At 61.5% G+C, this 18,610-nt stretch carries 14 protein-coding genes; 7 read left to right on the forward strand and 7 right to left on the reverse strand.

Annotation, left to right across the window (positions count from 1 at the left end; genetic code table 11):
* Positions 1-33 precede the first annotated feature (33 nt).
* Together fmt and def are read right to left on the reverse strand one after the other, a co-directional pair.
* Complete coding sequence (fmt, locus tag ACP7DE_RS24995) at positions 34-990, reverse strand: methionyl-tRNA formyltransferase (protein WP_426074628.1); 957 nt, start codon at positions 988-990, stop codon at positions 34-36.
* 107 nt (positions 991-1,097) lie between these two features.
* A complete protein-coding gene (gene def, locus ACP7DE_RS25000) occupies positions 1,098-1,640 on the reverse strand; it encodes a peptide deformylase (RefSeq protein ID WP_426074629.1) in 543 nt (180 codons plus the stop codon).
* A gap of 304 nt (positions 1,641-1,944) precedes the next feature.
* On the opposite strand from def, the gene dprA reads away from it, so the two are divergent.
* The 3 genes from dprA to ACP7DE_RS25015 all read left to right on the forward strand — a co-directional run bounded on the left by dprA (position 1,945) and on the right by ACP7DE_RS25015 (position 6,655).
* Positions 1,945-3,048 (forward strand): DNA-processing protein DprA, encoded by a 1,104-nt coding sequence (dprA, locus tag ACP7DE_RS25005; protein ID WP_426074630.1) that lies wholly within the window; start codon positions 1,945-1,947, stop codon positions 3,046-3,048.
* A gap of 94 nt (positions 3,049-3,142) precedes the next feature.
* Positions 3,143-3,607: a DUF494 family protein gene (locus tag ACP7DE_RS25010; RefSeq protein ID WP_096233791.1), complete on the forward strand. Its 465-nt coding sequence runs from the start codon at positions 3,143-3,145 to the stop codon at positions 3,605-3,607.
* Positions 3,608-3,979: 372 nt separating this feature from the next.
* Positions 3,980-6,655 (forward strand): DNA topoisomerase III, encoded by a 2,676-nt coding sequence (locus ACP7DE_RS25015; RefSeq protein ID WP_426074631.1) that lies wholly within the window; start codon positions 3,980-3,982, stop codon positions 6,653-6,655.
* Positions 6,656-6,728: 73 nt separating this feature from the next.
* Here the strand turns inward: ACP7DE_RS25015 and ACP7DE_RS25020 are convergent, their stop codons facing one another.
* From ACP7DE_RS25020 to ACP7DE_RS25035, 4 genes are all read right to left on the reverse strand, one after another.
* A complete protein-coding gene (locus tag ACP7DE_RS25020) occupies positions 6,729-7,127 on the reverse strand; it encodes a carboxymuconolactone decarboxylase family protein (RefSeq protein WP_426074632.1) in 399 nt (132 codons plus the stop codon).
* A 77-nt stretch (positions 7,128-7,204) separates the two neighbouring features.
* Positions 7,205-7,942, reverse strand: a complete 738-nt coding sequence (locus ACP7DE_RS25025; RefSeq protein ID WP_426074633.1) for a hypothetical protein — start codon at positions 7,940-7,942, stop codon at positions 7,205-7,207.
* A gap of 78 nt (positions 7,943-8,020) precedes the next feature.
* Positions 8,021-9,460 carry an alkaline phosphatase gene (locus ACP7DE_RS25030; RefSeq protein WP_426074634.1) on the reverse strand — a complete coding sequence of 480 codons (1,440 nt, stop codon included), beginning with the start codon at positions 9,458-9,460 and terminating at the stop codon, positions 8,021-8,023.
* Positions 9,461-9,489: 29 nt separating this feature from the next.
* Positions 9,490-10,941 carry an alkaline phosphatase gene (locus tag ACP7DE_RS25035; protein ID WP_426074635.1) on the reverse strand — a complete coding sequence of 484 codons (1,452 nt, stop codon included), beginning with the start codon at positions 10,939-10,941 and terminating at the stop codon, positions 9,490-9,492.
* Positions 10,942-11,229: 288 nt separating this feature from the next.
* On the opposite strand from ACP7DE_RS25035, the gene ACP7DE_RS25040 reads away from it, so the two are divergent.
* The 4 genes from ACP7DE_RS25040 (at position 11,230) to ACP7DE_RS25055 (ending at position 14,963) form a co-directional block, all read left to right on the forward strand.
* Positions 11,230-12,099 (forward strand): MBL fold metallo-hydrolase, encoded by an 870-nt coding sequence (locus tag ACP7DE_RS25040; protein WP_426074636.1) that lies wholly within the window; start codon positions 11,230-11,232, stop codon positions 12,097-12,099.
* A gap of 90 nt (positions 12,100-12,189) precedes the next feature.
* Positions 12,190-12,852 (forward strand): DsbA family protein, encoded by a 663-nt coding sequence (locus tag ACP7DE_RS25045; protein WP_426074637.1) that lies wholly within the window; start codon positions 12,190-12,192, stop codon positions 12,850-12,852.
* Positions 12,853-12,945: 93 nt separating this feature from the next.
* Complete coding sequence (locus ACP7DE_RS25050; protein WP_426074638.1) at positions 12,946-14,409, forward strand: catalase; 1,464 nt, start codon at positions 12,946-12,948, stop codon at positions 14,407-14,409.
* 170 nt (positions 14,410-14,579) lie between these two features.
* Positions 14,580-14,963, forward strand: coding sequence for a hypothetical protein (locus ACP7DE_RS25055; protein ID WP_426074639.1), 384 nt, complete (start codon positions 14,580-14,582; stop codon positions 14,961-14,963).
* A gap of 61 nt (positions 14,964-15,024) precedes the next feature.
* Here the strand turns inward: ACP7DE_RS25055 and ACP7DE_RS25060 are convergent, their stop codons facing one another.
* A complete protein-coding gene (locus ACP7DE_RS25060) occupies positions 15,025-18,603 on the reverse strand; it encodes an ABC transporter permease/M1 family aminopeptidase (protein ID WP_426074640.1) in 3,579 nt (1,192 codons plus the stop codon).
* Positions 18,604-18,610 lie beyond the last annotated feature (7 nt).

The following is an 18,610-nucleotide window of genomic DNA, read 5'->3' on the forward strand; positions in this document are numbered from 1 at the left end:
GGGTGCTTGCCGCCGGGCTAGTTGGGGTGTGAATTAAACGAAACGTTTGCCTTCCAGCGGGAAGCCTTTGATGAACTCAGTTGCGGGCAAGCGCTTGCCGCCCGGTTTTTGCAGTTCCGTCAGGCGCAAGGAACCATTGCCGCAGGCCACGACGATGCCGTGCTGGGCATCGGCTGCCAGCACCTGGCCTGGCGCTTCCTTGCTGTCCGCTTCAATTACCTCGGCGGACCAGATCTTGATGGTCACGCCATCGACCTGGCCGCAAGCGCCGGGGAAGGGATTGAAGGCGCGGATTTTCAGGCCCAGTTCCAGCGCAGGCTGGCTGAAATCGAGCGCCGCTTCGTCCTTGGCGATCTTTGCCGCGTAAGTCACGCCCGCTTCCGGTTGCGGCACGGCTTCGAGTGGCTGCTGCTGCATCTTGCGCAGGGTCTCGACGATCATCTTGCCGCCCAGCGTGGCCAGCTTGTCGTGCAGGCTGGCGGTGGAATCGCCCGCTTCGATGGGCGTGCGCTCGATGGCCAGCATGGGGCCCGTATCGAGGCCTTCTTCCATTTGCATGATGGTCACGCCCGTTTCATCGTCACCGGCCTCGATGGCGCGGTGAATCGGCGCCGCACCGCGCCAGCGCGGCAGCAATGAACCGTGGATATTGATGCAAGGTTTGATGTCGAGCGTGCTGCGCGGCAAGATCAAGCCGTAGGCCGCTACGACCATCACGTCGTAATCGGTGGCCAGCAGGCGCTCGTGAGCTGCTTTTGCCTCGGCCGCGCGCTGCGGGTCCTTGCTGTCCATGCGCAGGGACAAGGGTTGCAGCACGTCGATGCCATGCTGTTGCGCGTATTGCTTGACGGCCGAGGCGTGCAGTTGCATGCCGCGCCCGGCAGGGCGGTCGGGCTGGGTCAGCACCAGCGGAATGTCAAAACCTGCTTCATGCAAGTCTTTCAGGGCCGTGGCGGCAAATTCAGGGGTGCCTGCGAAGATCACTTTCATTTGGTTCCTTGACGTGAGATGCGCAGGCCTGTGCCGGAGGCGCCAGACTGGCGTGGTGTGACGACTACTGTTGCTGCTTAGTCTATCAGCACAGCGGCAAAAGCGGCTTAGAAACGGCGATTTTGTGCGCGCAGGCTCGCTTCGCGCTCGAGACCACGGTTTTCCTTGATCATCTTGGCCTTGATGCGGTTGCGTTTGAGCGGCGACAGGTATTCGACGAATACCTTGCCCAGCAGATGATCCATCTCATGCTGGATGCAGACGGCCAGCAAGCCATCGGCTTCCAACTCGAACTGCTTGCCGTGGCGGTCCAGGGAGCGCACCTTGATGCGGGCCGGGCGCTCGACGCCATCGTAGATGCCAGGCACGGACAAACAGCCTTCGTCGTAGACCTGCTTTTCCTCGCTGGCCCAGGTAATTTCAGGGTTGATGAATACTTGCAGCTGGTTTTTTTCTTCGGTGATGTCGATCACCATCATCTGGATATGCGCATCCACTTGTGACGCGGCCAAGCCGACGCCTGGGGCGTCGTACATGGTTTCGGCCATGTCGTCGATCAGGGTTTGCAGGCGCGCGTCAAATTCGGTGACGGGCTTGGCGATCGTGTGCAGGCGAGGATCGGGGTAACGCAGGATATTTAATATGGACATACGGATTCGACTGGTTAAGGTGGGCGCCGATGCGCCGGATTATTCATGCCTGGGCCATGCGAACGATGGCAGGGCTATTTTATTTGAGTACGCTACGTTTGGGCGCGTATGGCACAACGGCGCGGCAGATGCGTTTGCCAGTGCGCTATTCGTTTGATGCAAAGGGAAATTTTATCACAGACGCCCATGGCCCTGTGGACGGCGGGCCGTTTTGCAGCGCCATTGCACGTATCCTTGCGCGCGTCGGTATCGCATGCGCGCCATGGCGCTAGCATGGGATGGCACAGTACACAGTGAGGTTGTCATGCATGCACTTGCAACGACGGCAGACACGGCCACGGAATTGGCGGGCTGGCTGCGCCTGCAGCATCTGTCCGGCGTGGGGCCGGTGGCGGCGCGCGCCTTGCTGGCCCGCTTCGGCTTGCCGCCGCAGATCTTCGCCGCGCCGTTCGAGGCCTTGCGCGAGGTGGTGCCGGCCGGCGTGGCGCGTGCCATCGTGCAGCCGCCCAAGCCGGTGGCCAACAGCCAGCTGGCGCTCACCCTGCAATGGTTGCAGCGGCCCGGCAATGCCGTGCTGACCCTGGCCGATGCCGGGTATCCGCCCCTGTTGCTGGAAATCGCCGATCCGCCGCTATTGTTATATATACGGGGGCGGGCGGAACTGCTGTCGCGTCCCGGCGTGGCCATCATCGGCAGCCGCAATGCCAGCGCGCAAGGCATGCAGAACGCGGCCGCGTTTGCACACGCCCTCAGCGCGGCAGGCTTGACCATCATTTCCGGGCTGGCGCTGGGCATCGACACGCACGCGCACGAAGGCGGCTTGCGCGGCACGGGCGCCACCGTGGCCGTGATCGGCACGGGCGCCGATTTGGTGTATCCGCGACGCAACCTTGATCTGGCGCAAAGAATTGCCGAACAGGGATGCATCGTCAGCGAGTATGCGCTTGGGCTGCCCGCCATGCCGGGTAACTTTCCGCGCCGCAATCGTTTGATCAGCGGCCTGGCGCGCGGCGTGCTGGTGATCGAGGCGGCCGCGCAATCGGGCTCCCTGATCACTGCACGCCTGGCCGGCGAGCAGGGGCGCGACGTGTATGCCTTGCCCGGTTCCATCCATGCCACGCTGGCCAAGGGCTGCCATGCATTGATCAAGCAGGGCGCCAAGCTGGTCGAGTCGGCCGATGACGTGCTGCAAGAGCTGCAGTGGCTGGGCGGTGTCCCCAAGGCGCCGCCAGCGGCGGAAGACGAACCGCCGCTGCTGGCCGCACTGGGCCACGATCCCCTCGATGCCGATACCCTGGCCGCGCGCAGCGGCCTGGCCATGGGCGTGCTGATGGGTGAGTTGCTTGCGCTGGAGCTGGCGGGGCTGGTCGAGCGCTTGCCGGGAGGACTGTTTCAACGCTGCAAATGACAGCTTGTCACTTGTGTGGTGGCCTTGCCGCACGGGCGCGCTTTGTCCGTGCGCACCCTTGTGTCGCAGCGAACTTAGCTGATAGAGTAGAGCCATGTTCGATATCCTGGTTTACCTCTACGAGACTTACTATCGCCCCGACGCCTGCCCCGAGCCGGCAGTCCTGGCGCGTAAACTGTCGGCCGTCGGTTTCGACGACGTGGAGATTTCCGAAGCGCTCGTGTGGCTGACGGACTTGAACGCCATGGCCGGCGTCGAGCAAACCTTGACGGCTAGTTCCACGGGCACGCGCTTCTATGTCAAGCAGGAAAGCGACGTGCTGGGCACGGCCGCCATCGGCTTCATCCAGTTCCTGGAAAGTGCCAAGGTGCTCTCGCCGCTGCAGCGCGAAATCGTCATCGAACGGGCGCTGGCGCTCGACGAGGCGCCCGTCTCGCTGGGCAAGCTGAAAGTCATCGTGCTGATGCTGTTGTGGAGCCAGGGCAAGGAACCGGATGCCCTGATGTTTGACGACTTATTTGTCGACGACGAAGACCTGCCTCCCCGTCTGCTACACTAATAAAAATGTCCATGGCGGCGTTACAGCGTCTTGCCGTACTAGCGTACTGTCTGCAACGCTGCGCCTTGCCCTGAACATTTTTATGCTGTCTTGCTGGCTGCCACGCAGCCGTTGGCCCAATCTTGGCACCGCTGCCGCGCCGTCCCCTTTACTATGTACTGCACCAGCGCGCCCGCTAGTCCATCGTGTTTGCGCCTGCGCATTCTTGCTTGCAGATAACTTGCCGAATTCTTCAATAGGCGCTTATCATTGGCCGCTTGACAAGACCACAAGTCACAAGGCCTTGCGCAGACAAAAGCGTCGGCGCCTGGCAATGCACTGTATGATGCGCATGCTGAAACTATCCTAGAGCATTTTTCGAGACTAAAAAATATGACAAAAACCCTCATCATCGCCGAGAAGCCTTCTGTCGCGAACGATATCGCGAAGACGCTTGGCGGCTTCACCAAGCACGATGAGTACTTTGAATCGGATGAATACGTCCTGTCGTCGGCGGTCGGCCACTTGCTGGAGATCGCCGTGCCGGAAGAATTCGACGTGAAGCGCGGCAAATGGAGTTTCGCGCACTTGCCGATGATTCCACCGTATTTCGCGCTGAACCCGATCCCTAAGACGGAAGCGCGCCTCAAAGTATTAAACAAGCTGATCAAACGTAAAGACGTCACCACCCTTATCAACGCATGCGATGCGGGGCGCGAAGGCGAGCTGATTTTCCGCCTGATCGCGCAAAACGCGAAAGCCAAGCAACCGGTCAAGCGATTGTGGCTGCAGTCGATGACGCCGGGCGCCATCCGCGACGGTTTCTCGCACCTGCGCAGCGATGAAGAAATGCTGCCGCTGGCGGACGCGGCCCGCTGCCGTTCGGAAGCCGATTGGTTGATCGGCATCAATGGCACGCGTGCCATGACGGCGTTTAATTCGAAAGAAGGCGGCTTCTATCTGACCACCGTGGGCCGCGTGCAAACGCCAACGCTGTCGATCGTGGTTGAACGCGAAGACAAGATCAAAAAATTCGTGCCGCGCGACTTCTGGGAAGTGCGCGCCGAATTCGTCTGCGCGGCCGGCATTTATGAAGGCCGCTGGCTCGACACGAAGTTCAAGAAGGACGAAAACGATCCCGAGAAGCGCGCCGAGCGCCTGTGGAGCAAGACGGCTGCCGACTCGATCGCCACCGCCTGCCGCGGCCGCCAAGGCATCGTCACGGAAGAATCGAAACCGACCACCTCGATGGCGCCGGGCCTGTTCGACCTGACCAGTTTGCAGCGCGAAGCGAACTCGCGTTTCGGCTTCTCCGCCAAGAACACCCTGGGTCTGGCCCAGGCGCTGTACGAAAAACACAAGGTGCTGACGTATCCGCGTACCGATTCGCGCCACCTGCCGGAAGACTACATCCCGACCGTGCTGCAGGCGCTGGAAACGGTCAAGGAAAACAGCAACTACCACCAGTTCGCCAAGCAGATCGTCGACAAGGGCTGGGTCAAGCCGAACAAGCGCATCTTCGACAACACGAAGATCTCGGATCACTTCGCGATTATCCCGACGACGATCGCGCCAAAGAACCTGTCCGAGCCGGAACAAAAATTGTACGACCTGGTCACGCGCCGCTTCATGGCCGTGTTCTTCCCGCCTGCGGAATTCCAGGTCACCACGCGTTACACGGAAGTGTCGGGCCATCAGTTCAAGACTGAAGGCAAGGTCATGACCAATCCGGGCTGGCTGGCTATTTATGGCAAGGAAGCGTCGACGGATGCCGACAAGGAAAGCAATGGCAACGGCAACCTGGTGCCCGTCGCCAAGGGCGAAAAAGTGCAGACGGAAAGCGTCAACGCCAACGGCCTGGTCACCAAGCCGCCTGCGCGCTTTACGGAGGCGACCTTGCTGTCGGCCATGGAAGGCGCCGGCAAGCTGATCGACGACGACGAGCTGCGCGATGCGATGGCCGGCAAGGGCTTGGGCACGCCAGCGACGCGCGCGGCCACCATCGAGGGCTTGCTGACGGAACGCTATTTGATACGCGAAGGCCGCGAACTGATCCCGACAGCCAAGGCGTCGCAGCTGATGACGTTGCTCAAAGGCCTGGGCGTCAATGAATTGACGGCGCCGGAGCTGACGGGCGAGTGGGAATACAAGCTGTCGCAGATGGAAAAAGGCAAGATTTCGCGCGAAGAATTCATGCGTGAAATCGCGCAGATGACGCAAATCATCGTCAAGCGCGCCAAGGAATACGATAACGACACGATTCCCGGCGACTACGCCACGCTGGAAACGCCCTGCCCGAATTGCAGCGGCGTGGTGAAGGAAAACTACCGCCGTTTCGCCTGCACCAAGTGCGAATTCTCGATGAGCAAGACGCCGGGTTCGCGCCAGTTCGAAATCGCCGAAGTGGAACAATTGCTGAAGGACCGCACCATTGGCCCGCTGCAAGGCTTCCGCTCGAAGATGGGCCGTCCGTTCGCCGCCATCCTGCGCATCGTGCGCGATGAAGAGATCACGAATTTCAAGCTGGAATTCGATTTCGGCCAGAACGACGAAAGCGAAGATGGCGAAGGCGTCGATTTCACGGGCCAGACGCCCGTGGGACCTTGCCCCAAGTGCAACGCCGGCGTGTATGAAATGGGCCTGGCCTATGTGTGCGAACACAGCATGGCCAAGCCGAAGACGTGCGACTTCCGCAGCGGCCGCATTATCTTGCAGCAGGAAATCTTGCCGGAACAAATGGCGAAACTGCTTAACGATGGCAAGACGGACTTGTTGCCGGGCTTTGTTTCGCAGCGTACCCGTCGCCCGTTCAAGGCTTTCCTCGTGCGCGGCAAGGATGGCAAGGTGAGCTTCGAGTTTGAAGAACGCAAGGCCAAGCCGGGCGCCAAGGCGGTAGCCAAGCCCAAGGCGGCAGCCACTGAGGTGGAAGGCGAAGAGGGCGCGGCGCCAGCGAAGAAACCGGCGCTCAAGAAGGCGGCCGTGAAGAAAGCACCGGCCAAGAAGGCTGCGGCTGTGAAAAAGCCGGCCGCCAAGAAGGCGCCGGCGAAGAAGGCGGCGGCAGCGGAGTAATCCGGCGCCAGCCAGACGAAAGCCAGGGATCGCTCCCTGGCTTTTTTTACGTCCCGATTGTACGCATCAATGCTCAGCCTGGCGGCGTGGCCGGTGTCGCCAGCCCCATTTCCTTGAGCACTTCATGCGCCGAGCGGAAGGCGTCGATGGCCAGCGGCATGCCGCAATACACGGCCGCGTGCAGCAGCACTTCCTGGATTTCCTGCATCGATGCGCCATTGTTGATGGCGCCGCGCACGTGACCGCGCAGCTCCTGGGCGCGGCCCAGGGCCGTCAGCATGGCAATCGTCGCCAGGCTGCGCGTTTTTAAATCCAGGCCGTCGCGGCACCAGGTCGTGCCCCAGGCGTTGCGCGTGACGAAGTCCTGCAAGGGCGCCGAAAAAGCGTCGACCTGGGCGAAGGCGCGCTCGACAAAGGCGTCACCCATCACGTGTTTGCGCATGCGCAAACCATTTTCGAATTGTTCATCCATGCCGCACTCCCGTTGCTGTACCTTGTCGATACTAGCGAGCGGGCATGGGGTGGTCAAGTGCGGAACTAGCCTCGTTCTTAGTCGAGATAGTCCGAATACTCGCGCTGCGCGTAGTTTTGCAGATTGGCCCACGGCTGTGCCTTGCTGACGGTCGGCTGCAGCTTGACGTCGACCCGGCGATAGAAGGTGTTCGCGCGGTCGCCGCTTTCGATGACCAGGGGAATCTGCTTTTGCTCATCCCACAGGATGCGCTGGAACACGCCATTTTTTTCCACTTCGCGCCAGCGCGCGCCCGTCACGCTCGATGCCTGTTTCGACAGCGGCATGGCGGCCACCAGTTTCGGGTCCAGCAAATAAAAACTGTTTTCCCAGGAACCGTCGAAATTGACGTTTTCGTATTCGGCCTTGGGGATGGAGACGACGATCTTGTCGTGTGCATCGATGTATTCCACGCGCACGGTGTTCTTTTCCAGCATCACGTGGCGGGGAATCAGCACGGGATTGAAGTGCTTGTGCTCATGCTGCGTGGCCGCAGTCGACGTTTTCAACGTCACCTTCTTGTGCTCGCCATGGCTGTGGCCCGCGTGCGCGTCGGTGGCCGGCGCCAGCACGCGCTCGACCCACACGTGGCCGGGGCGGCGCAGCATTTTTTCCTCGTAGCGGCTCTCGCGCGTTACGCCTTCCGGCGTCAGCACGCGGCTGTAATAGGTGATGCCCAGATCCAGGTCGGCGGGAGCGGAAGGTGTTGCGGGAGCGGCTTGCGCGCCGGCGGCAAAGCCGGCGGCGAGGAGCACGGCGATCAGGGTCGATTTCATGGTGTTGCCTTTATCGTGCAAAGGGGGCGGAGGGCAAAACTGCCATCCGCCCCGGTGGGGTTACCGTGTTGATGCAGATCAGAAGCCGAATGCCGCCTTCAGCAAGTCAAATACCTTGGTGTTGTCCAGCGTGCCCTTGAATGCCTTGGCGCCGGCACCCGTGGCCAGCAGCTTGACGTCGCCGCCGCCGTGGGTTTCGCTGGCCAGGCGCACGCCTGTTTCTTGCTTGTAGTTGTCGGCCAGGGCCGTGGCGCTGTCGACGTTGGTGCGCAGGTCAGGGCGGTTCGGGCCGTTGCCGAACACCAGGGTGGTGTAGGTATTGCCGTCTTCATCCTTGCTTGGCTGGTTATCCTTGTAGCCGCGGTTGATGTCGAGGATAGGGTTGCCGCGCTTGCCGTAGCCGTTGAACGCCAGCGTGTGGTCGTGGTCGGCCGTGACGACGATCAGGGTGTTTTCCAGCTTCGGATCGGTTTCCCTGACCTTGTCGATGGCCGCCTTGATGGCGTCGTCGAAGGCGATGGTGTCCGTCAGCGCGCGCTTGGCGTTGATGCCGTGCAAGGCGTGGTCGATACGCCCGCCTTCGACCATCAGGAAGTAGCCAGCGTTGTTTTTCGACAGCAGGTCGATGGCTTTCAGCGTCATTTCCGACAGGCTAGGCTGGGTCGCGCCTTCGCCCAGCGGTGGCGTGGCGGTGCGGTCCAGTTCATATTCCAGGTGGCTCTTCGCGCTGTACAAGCCGATGAATTTCTTGCCGCTCGGTGCGGCTGCCATTTCCGCCTTGTTGGCGGCCACGGTGTAGCCCTTGGCCGCGAATTCGGCCAGCAGGTTGCGGCCGTCGGCACGGCCGCCCTTGTTGCTGGCGGACCATGGCGTGAAGTGGTTGCGTCCGCCACCCATCAGCACGTCCACGCCGTCGCCCAGGGCCGTGTTGTAGCCGTTGCCGCCTGGCGCCGTTTGCGCGGCGATGGCGTACTGCGCATTGCGATTGCAGATGTGCGAGAAGGTGGTCGCCGGCGTGGCATGCGTCAGTTCCGTGGTGGTGATGGCGCCCACGGCCTTGCCCTTGGCCTTCGCCAGTTCCAGGATGGTGGGCACGCTCTTGCCGCCGGCCGGGCAGTTGTCCACGCCCAGGTTGCCGTTGGCGTCGCGGCCGGGTTCCTTGGCGATGGTGTCTTGCGCCATCGAGATGACTTCATTGTTCATCTTGACGCCGGTCATGTAGGCGGCCATCGATGGGGCGCTGTCTGTCGTTTGCGCATCGTTCGAGAACGTCTTGATGCGCGCCGTGCGTTCCAGCTTGTCCATGTTCAGGCTGCCCTCTTCCTTGTACTTGAAGATGCGCGCTGCAGTCACGACGGAAGGACCCATGCCGTCGCCGAGGAAGAAGATGACGTTCTTGGCGTCGGCGGCGTAGGCGCTGGCGACGCTGGCGGCCACGAGCGTGGTCAGCAAGGAGAGTTTCAGGGCCGATTTCAGTGTGGCGGGTTTCGATGCAACGGGTTTCAAGGTGAATTTCATGTGCTTGTCCAATTCTTGTCTCTTGGTGATTACAGACCGCCGGCGGTCTTGACCAGGCCGAATACTGTGGTGTTGTCGATGGTGCCCAGGAAGGTTTCCGAGCCCTTGCCGATGGCGCCCAGGAAGACGTCGGTGCCGCCGTGGGTTTCATTGCCGACCGCGGTGCGGATCACCGCTTCCTGATGGTAATCATTGGCGCTGGTGACGGTTTCATCGAGGCTGGCCATGGCGGCGCGGCTCGATTGCGTGCGCTTTTCGCCATTGCCGAAGCCGATGATCGAGTACGGTGCGCCGTCCAGGTCTTTCTCGACCGCGCCGGTGACGTAGTTCTTCACCACGCCCAGCACGCCAGCGTTGCCGGCAGCCGTCTTGCCGGTGCGCTTGGCGTAGCCGTTCAGCACCAGGGTGTGGTCATGGTCGGCCGTGACGACGATCAGGGTATTGGCCAGGGTCGGGTCGGTAAGCTTGGCTTTCTCGATGGCGGCCTTGATGGCGTTGTCAAAAGCGACGGTGTCTTGCAGGGCCTTCTTGGCCGTGGTTTCGTGCAGCGCATGGTCGATGCGGCCGCCTTCGACCATCAGGAAATAACCCTTCTTGTTCTTGGCCAATACATCCATGGCTTTGGTAGTCATTTCCGCCAGGCTAGGTTCCTTGGCCGCATCGCGGTCCAGGTCGTAGCTCATGTGGCTGGAGGTGAACACGCCGAACAGGCGCTCCGTCTTGGCCGCATCGACGGCCTTGAAGTCGGTGGCGTTGTTGGCGACGGTGTAGCTCTTCGCTTTCAGCTCGGCCACCAGATCGCGGTCGTCGGAACGCTTGCCGCCGTCCTTGAACGGCTTGAAGAATTGCGCGCCGCCACCGAGCACCACTTCCAGGCCGGTGGTGCCCAGGGCGCTGTTGTAGCCGGTACCGCCTGGCACGAGGGCCGCAGCGATATCGTTTTCCAGGTCGCGGTGGCAGATGTGCGAGTAGGTGGCCGCCGGCGTGGCGTGCGTCACGCGCGCCGTGCTGACGACGCCGGCCGCGTAGCCCTTGGCTTTGGCCAGTTCCAGCAAAGTGGTGGCGGGGGTGCCGTTGCCGGTGCCGCATTTGTTGACCAGCTTGTTGCCGTTGGCATCCTTGCCCGGATCGATGGCGAGCGTGTTGGCCGACATGGAAATGACTTCATTGTTCATCTTAACGCCCGTCATGTAGGCGGCCATCGATGGCGCGCTGTCGGTGACTTGCGCATCGTTCGAGAAGGTCTTGACGAAGGCCGTTTCCGGCAGCGTGTCCATGGTCAGCGCACCGTCTTCGCCTACCGAATAGATGCGCGCGGCCGTCATGGTGGTCAGGCCCATGCCATCGCCGAGGAAGAAGATGACGTTTTTCGGCGGCGCTTCAGCCACTATCTCTTCTTTTTTGGCGTCGCTGCCGCAGGCGGCCAGCATCAGGGTGATGGCGACGCTGCAGCCAGCGACGGAAATTTTTCTGCGTGTCATGTGGTTCATCCGGCTAGGTTTGAAAGAGCTAGCAAGATAACAATCTAATGTGACGCCATCATGACCCTGTGACCCTGTGGCACATTTGATATGTTGATGCGCGTGCGCTGCCGTGTTGTTTCAGCGCACCTCCCCGGTGGAAGAGTGCACGGTGCCGTGTTTGCCAGCTTTCGATGGAATCGACGATTGCGTCGAATCAAGCAACAAACTATTGCATTTTATTCGGTTTTTCTACCGGATTAAGCAACGTAAGATGCATGCATCCCCATCATTTTGTGAAGGCACAGCATGTTCTCCAAATCCATCAGCAGCGTTCTTGTTTCCACCCTGTTTGCCGCCGGCGCCGCCTCGGCTGCCGCCAGCGCCCCCTTGACCCTGGACGTGTTCAACCCGGGCGAAGCGGCCATCTTCCCCGTCGCTTCCGTGCTGGTCGCGGGCAAGCATGATGCCGTGCTGATCGATGCACAGTTTTCGCGCGCCGAAGCGCAAAAGCTGGTGGAAAAAATCCGCGCCAGCGGCAAGAAACTGACGACGGTGTACATCAGCCACAGCGATCCCGATTTTTACTTTGGCCTCGACGTGATCAAGGCAGCGTTCCCGCAGGCGAAAATAGTTGCCACTTTGGAAACGGTTGCGGAAATCCGTCGCAAGGCCGATGCCAAGGTCGCCTACTGGGGACCGATCCTGAAAGACAATGCGCCGCACAGCATCGTCATTCCCGAAGCGTTGACGGGCAAGCGCATCGCCCTGGAAGGCCAGTCGCTGGACATCGCCGGCCCGACGCCATCGCGCACCTACGTGTGGATTCCATCGATCAAAGCTGTCGTCGGTGGCGTGGTGCTGTTTGGCAACTTGCACGTGTGGACAGCCGATACGCAAAGCGCGCAATCGCGCCAGGACTGGCTCAAGACGCTTGATGACATTGCCGCGCTGAAACCCGTCACCGTCGTGCCGGGCCACTTCAAGGTGGGCTCCAGCCTGACGCCCGACAGCATCGGCTTTACGCGCGACTACCTGGTGACGTTTGAAGCGGAAACGGCCAAGGCCGCCAATTCGGCCGCCCTGATCGAGACGATGAAAATGCGCTATCCGAAGCTGGGCCTCGATGGTGCGCTGGAAACCAGCGCCAAGGTGGCCAAGGGCGAGATGAAGTGGTAAGTGGGTGGTTAGGTGGTAAAAACTGCCGCGCGGGGCCTGCACGGGCCGCGCGGGGTTGAATGCAACGAATTCAAGAATCAAGGAGCCAACATGGCCAACCCTACATTGCACTACATTTTTGATCCCCTGTGCGGCTGGTGCTACGGCGCCGCGCCGCTGGTCGAGGCGGCGCGCGCCGTGCCGGGCCTGGCGCTGGCGTTGCACGGCGGCGGCATGATGACGGGCAGCAATCGCCGCCAGATCACGCCCGAATGGCGCGGCTATGTGCTGCCGCATGACCGGCGCATCGAGCAATTGTCTGGCCAGCCCTTCGGCGACGCCTACGTGAATGGCTTGCTGAATGACACCATGGCCATGATGGATTCCGAGCCGCCGATCACGGCCATCCTGGCGGCTGACATGCTGGCCGGCAAAGGGCTGGACATGCTGCAGCGCGTGCAGCGCGCTCATTACGTGGACGGCATGCGCATCGCCGACCTGCCGGTGCTGCTGGCGCTGGCGCAAGAGCTGGGCATGGATGGTGCTGCATTCCAAACGGAATATGCGCGGCAGGCCGGCGTCGCCACGCAGCAGCATATCGATGCCAGCCGCGCCTTGCTGGCGCAGGTGGGCGGGCAGGGCTTTCCCACATTCGTGCTCGACGACGGCAGCGGCAAGTTGTCCGTGATCGATATCGGAAGCTTTTTGGGGCAGCCGGCGAAGTTGCAGGCGCAACTGGGCGGCGTATGCGACGCCCACGGTTGTTCATTGTAAATAACTATCGATTCGATAAAATCAATTATCTTTTCCTTTGTTGTTGACCTCGTTACACTGCTTCTATTGGTCAACAACGAAGGAAAAGCAGCCATGCGCCAACAGCCGCCATTCAGTACCGCCTCGGGCATCCCCGTCGCCGATAACCAGAATTCCCTCAGCGCCGGTCCCCGCGGCCCGCTGCTGCTGCAAGACTTCCACCTGATCGAAAAACTCCAGCATTTCAACCGTGAGCGCATTCCCGAGCGCGTGGTGCACGCAAAAGGCTCGGGTGCCTACGGCACTTTTACCGTCACGCACGATATCTCGCGTTATACCAAGGCCAGATTGTTTGCCGAAGTGGGCAAGCAGACGGCGACCTTCGCGCGCTTTTCCACCGTTGGTGGCGAACGCGGCAGTGCTGATACGGAACGCGACCCGCGCGGCTTCGCCGTACGCTTCTATACGGAAGAAGGCAATTGGGATTTGGTCGGCAACAACACGCCCATGTTCTTCATCAAGGACCCGATCAAGTTCCCCGACTTTGTCCACACGCAAAAGCGCGATCCGCAAAGCAATTTGAAATCGGCCGAAATGATGTTCGACTTCTGGAGCCATGCACCGGAAAGCCTGCACCAGGTCACCATGCTGTTCTCGGACCGCGGCACGCCGGACGGTTACCGCCACATGGACGGCTTCGGCAGCCACGCGTATAGCCTGATCAATGCCGATGGCCAGCGCGTGTACGTGAAATGGCATTTCAAGACGCGCCAGGGCATCAGGAATCTGCCGGCGGCGGAAGCGGGCCGCCTGGCAGGTGCCGATCCCGATTACGCCCAGCGCGACCTGTTCGGCGCCATCGAGCGCGGTGATTTTCCTCAGTGGGAAGTCAAGCTGCAGGTGGCGACGCAGGAGCAACTCGATGCATGGGAGCAGCGCACGGGCTGGAACCCGTTCGACCTGACGAAAGTGTGGCCGCACGCGGACTTCCCGCTGTTACCGGTGGGTATTTTCGAGCTGAACCGCAACCCGGCCAATTACCACGCGGAAGTCGAGCAGGCAGCCTTTTCGCCGGCCAACGCCGTGCCGGGCATGGGATACTCTCCGGACAAGATGCTGCAAGGTCGGCTGTTCGCCTACCACGACGCCCAGCTGTACCGCGTCGGCACCAACCACCAGCATCTGCCCGTGAATGCGGCCCGCTGCCCCTTCCATAACCAGCAGCGCGACGGCAGCATGGCCATCCGCAATGACGGCGCGGCGCAGAACTACGCGAACGTGGCGGCGGCAGGCACGCAGCCGCAAGGCCTGGGCCATGGCGAGGGGGCGCTGGCACTCGATGGCGGCGCGGCGCGCTACGATGGGCGCGCTGCGGAAGACGATTACACGCAGGCCGGCAATTTGTTCCGTCTGATGTCTGTCCAGGCGAAACAGAACCTGTTCGACAACCTTGCCGGTCCTTTGAGCCAGGTGCGCGCGGACACCTTGCAGCGTCAGCTGGCGCACTTCGACCAGGCCGACCCGGCTTACGGCGCCGGCGTGCGGGCAGCCTTGCAGGCACGCGCCGTGGCGCTGTAATTGTGTGTTGCAGGCGGAACAAGCTTGTTCCGCCTGTTGTTGATGTGGCACAAATTAGAGGGCGATAATAAATATTGCCGTATGGACATATTTGTCTTCCCTGCGTAGACTTGTCGGTCTGATGATCGCATCGTCGTCCTGGCGGCGTCCTGACTAGAAAGTCTTGTAATATGAATATGGTGAAGCTGTCGGTGCATGGGGACGACCCCACGCTCAAATCTATCCTCGAAGTCTTGCCCACCGATCCGGAACGGCAATGGCGCAAGGGCGAGGCGAAGGGCGCTGGCCGCGTGCATCTCGATTCCGGCTTCGACGTACTGATCGCGCAGGCGTCCAAAGCGCAAGTGTTGCCCTCACGCATACGCAGCTACCTGGCCGAATGCCGCTCGCGCGGCGTCACATTCACCATGCCGCGCATCGTGGCCGAGTTGCAACTGGAGTTGAATGGCGACGACACGGTCGACGCGCCGCTGGACCTGACCCTGACCGACATGCAGCATCTGACGGAAATGGGCATCAGCCTGAGTCTGGTGACGCGCTCCGCCGCAGCCTGATAGCTGGGCCTGACGTGGATGCAGAGAAAAATGGCCGCCTGTTCAGGGCGGCCATTTTTTGTCACGGTTCTTCGAGCTCGACGGTGACCATATTGTCATCGGGCTTGCGGTCGATCAGCTTGTTGTCTGGATCGATCCCCGCCTTGCCTGGTCGGCTGCTGAGGATGACGGTGTAGTTCGCTTCACGCGCCGTCATGCGCAGGCGTTCGCGCAGCAGCGGATGGCCATTCGCGTCGTCGACGCCGATCTCGATCCAGTCGTGCAGGGGCGCGTCGTGTTCCTCTCCCTGTTCACCTGCCGTCAATTTGCTCGCCTGCACCTTGAGGGTGACGACGTATTTGCCATCGCTGCGTTTCGTGGCCGTGGCCGACAGGGCGCGGTTGTCGAACAGCACGATTTTCTCGAACAGATCGTCGATCAAGTATGCCTGCTCGGGCGGCGTGACTTGGCGCAAGCCGGTAATCAGCGCCGTCACGCTGGCGTACGGCGGGCCTTTCTGGCCATGGGTCTTGAGCAGCTCGCGCAGCACGCCGTTGACCTTGTCTTCGCCGATGATGTCTTGCAGCAAGTACATGGCCAGGCTGCCCTTGTGGTAATGGATGTAGGCCTGGTTTTCATTCTCGGCCAGCGGCAGTTCCTTCTTGCGTTCTTCGCTGCGACCCATCAGGTATTGATTCAAGTCATAGCGCAGGAAGCGGCGCATCTTGGCCGGCCCCACGGTTTTCTTCATCACCATCAGGGCCGAATATTCGGCCAGGGTTTCGCTGAGCACGGTGGCGCCCCGTGTGTTGCCGCCGACCAATTGATGCGCCCACCACTGGTGCGCCACTTCATGCGCGGTGATGTAGAACGGATAGTCGATGTCTTTCGGATTCTTGTCGTCCACCTTGGCGATGAAGCCCAGGCCTTCCGAGTACGGAATCGTATTCGGGAACGATTGCGCAAAGGTGGCGTAGCGGGGGAACTCGACGATGCGCAAGACCTTGTGCTGGTAGGGGCCGAAGTTTTTCGTGTAGTACTCGAGTGCTTCCTTGCTGCCGCGCACGAAACGATCGAGATTGTATTCATGGCCAGGATGGTAATACACGTCGATGGCCACGTCTTGCCAGCGCTCGTGCCTGACGGCGTAGCGGGCCGACTGGAACGCGTAGAAATTCAGGATCGGCTGCTCCATCGTGTAATGGAAGTAATGGCGGCCCTTGGCGATCCAGTCGTTGTCGAGCATGCCCGGCGCGATGGCCGTCTGGCCGTCGACGGTGCTGACGGTGGCGTCAAAGTTGATGCGGTCGGCGTCGTTGCTGACGTAATTGTCGGCCAGCCCCCGTGCATCGTCGCGCGGCAAGGCCCGTTCGCGCGCGGGCAAGCCGTGTTTCTTGCGGTCGCGCGGGTCCGTCAATTCCAGCTGCGGCTGGTAGCCGATATGCGGTAGCACGGCATTCGTGAAGAAGGTGCCGTTGGCCACCACGGGCGTGTCCTGGCCCAGGCCGAAGATGCCGCGTGGCGCATAGGAAATGTCGAAATCGAGGCCCAGGCTGGCGCCCGGCGCCAGCGGCGCGGCCAGGCGGTAGCTGTAAAAGCCCAGCATGCCGTCATCGAGGCCGGGATGCACACGCGCATCGAAACGCAGCCGTATGGTGGACGTGGGGTCTTGCTGCACAAAAATGTGGCTGATCGGCAGACTGGTCTTGTTTTGCAGCACATAGCGGCCCGTGACGGCCAGGGTGCGCTGCGCCGGGTAGATGGCCACGTCGAGTTTCACGTCGGTGATTCTCGGCTGTGGCGTGGCGGCAAACTTGCGGTACTGGCGCTCGATACTGGCGCGGTCCGCATCGCGGGCGTAGTCGGATTTGTAATAGTTGGCCACGTGGAAGACGTAGAACAGCACGGCGCCGGCGCCGACGAAGATCAGGGCGCCGCCGGCAAAACTGGCCAGCACGCCTTGCGTCAGGCCGTGGCGCGCCAGGCGCAGGCGGATGCGCCAGCTGTCCTGCGCGCCGCGCGGCCAGAACAGCAAGGACAGTACCGTCAGCATGACGGCCGCGCCGCTCCAGTACAGCAAGTACCAGCGCTCGCGCAACACATAGTGGCCGGCGCCGTTCATGGCCGAATACACGAAGTCCGGTGTGTCGCCGTACAGCAGCAGCGGGTCGCCCAGGCCCAGCGAGGAAAAGCTGATGCTGGCGATGTGGTACAGAATCATGGCGAAATATGCCAGGTACTTGTGATTGATCAATACCTGCAAAAAGATGGCCAGCACGGCGATCAGCGCGTAATGCGGCAGGTGCGACAGGAACAGCGATTCCACGTACAGGCCGGGGTCGAGGCGGTAATAGCCCTTGAAGACCTGGATCGACATACCGCATAGCATGATGACCAGGCTCAGCAGTGCCTGCAGGCCGATCAGCGCAAACAGTTTCGACAGCAGGGGCAGCCAGTTCGGCACGGGTAGGGCGTCGAGCATCAAGTGCGTGCCCGCCTCGCGCTCGCGCCATACCAGTTCGCCCGCGTAGAAGGTGGTAATGATCAGCATGAACAGGGCGAACGATGCGCTGACCATGTCCAGCACCTTTTCCGTTACCGGATAGGTATTCGTGCCATACATGGAACCCATGTCGAGCGCGCCGCCATACATGGTCAGCACGCCGGCCAGCACGATGACGACAAAATAGATGTTCTTGATGGTTTCGCGCAGGTTCAGCCAGCTCATCTTGACGAGCAGGGCGGCCAGGCTGCGCTGCGCGAAGTCCGGCGCTTCTTGCGTGGACAGCGAGGCGTTCGACAGGCGCAGCGGCACGTCACCCTCGCTGCGGCGCTTGCTGGCGCCCGCGTCCGTCGTGGCGTGGAACTGGAAGCGCCAGTAACCGAGTAACAAGGCCACCAGGGCGAAGCCCGACCAGATGGCGCGGTTCAGCAGGTACACGCCCTCTAACGTCACCAGGCGCGTGTTGCGCTCCGCGTTTGGCCAGTATTCCGTCAGGCGTATCAGCGCCGTCGTGCCGAAGGGGTCGATCAGGGCGGCCAGGGTCTTGTAGTCGAGGTCGCGCGCCAGCGAGGGCGCCACCAGGTAGCCGATCAGCATGACTACCGAGCTGATGTACACGGGCAGCATGCGCCGCGTCAGGGCGGCGATGACGAAGAAGATGGCGCCAAAGATGAACAGGTTCGGCAGCAGGGTAAACACATACGGCATCAGGTAGGCCAGCGCGCGTTGCGGCCCCAGCCGTTCCGGGTCGATGCCGGGCAGCCAGGCGCCCAGCCAGGCACCGATCACGATGCTGGAAAACACCACCGCCAGCACCAGGTAGGCGCCGAGGAAGCGGCCAAATACATACTGGTATTTTTTGATCGGCGCGCTGAAGAAGAAGTGCTGCATGCCGTACTCGAAATCCTGCTGCACCGAGCGGCCCATCATGGCGGCCACCACCACGGCGCCGAAGCAGCCCAGCAGGCTGCACGTGAACGCCAGCGAGCGCGGTGCGTTGATCAGGAACTTGCCGCCGAAACTGATGCTCGCTTCCTTGAGGACGCCGCCGGCGGCGGCCATCCACAGCATGGCCAGCGCCAAAAACATGACGAAATACACCCAGGTGGACAGCAGCTTGAGCCGCTGTCGCGCTTCAAAGCGGGCGATGGCAAACATGGCTGGC

Source organism: Janthinobacterium sp. DSP2-3-3, from assembly GCF_049897325.1.
Taxonomy (GTDB): Bacteria; Pseudomonadota; Gammaproteobacteria; order Burkholderiales; family Burkholderiaceae_D; genus Janthinobacterium.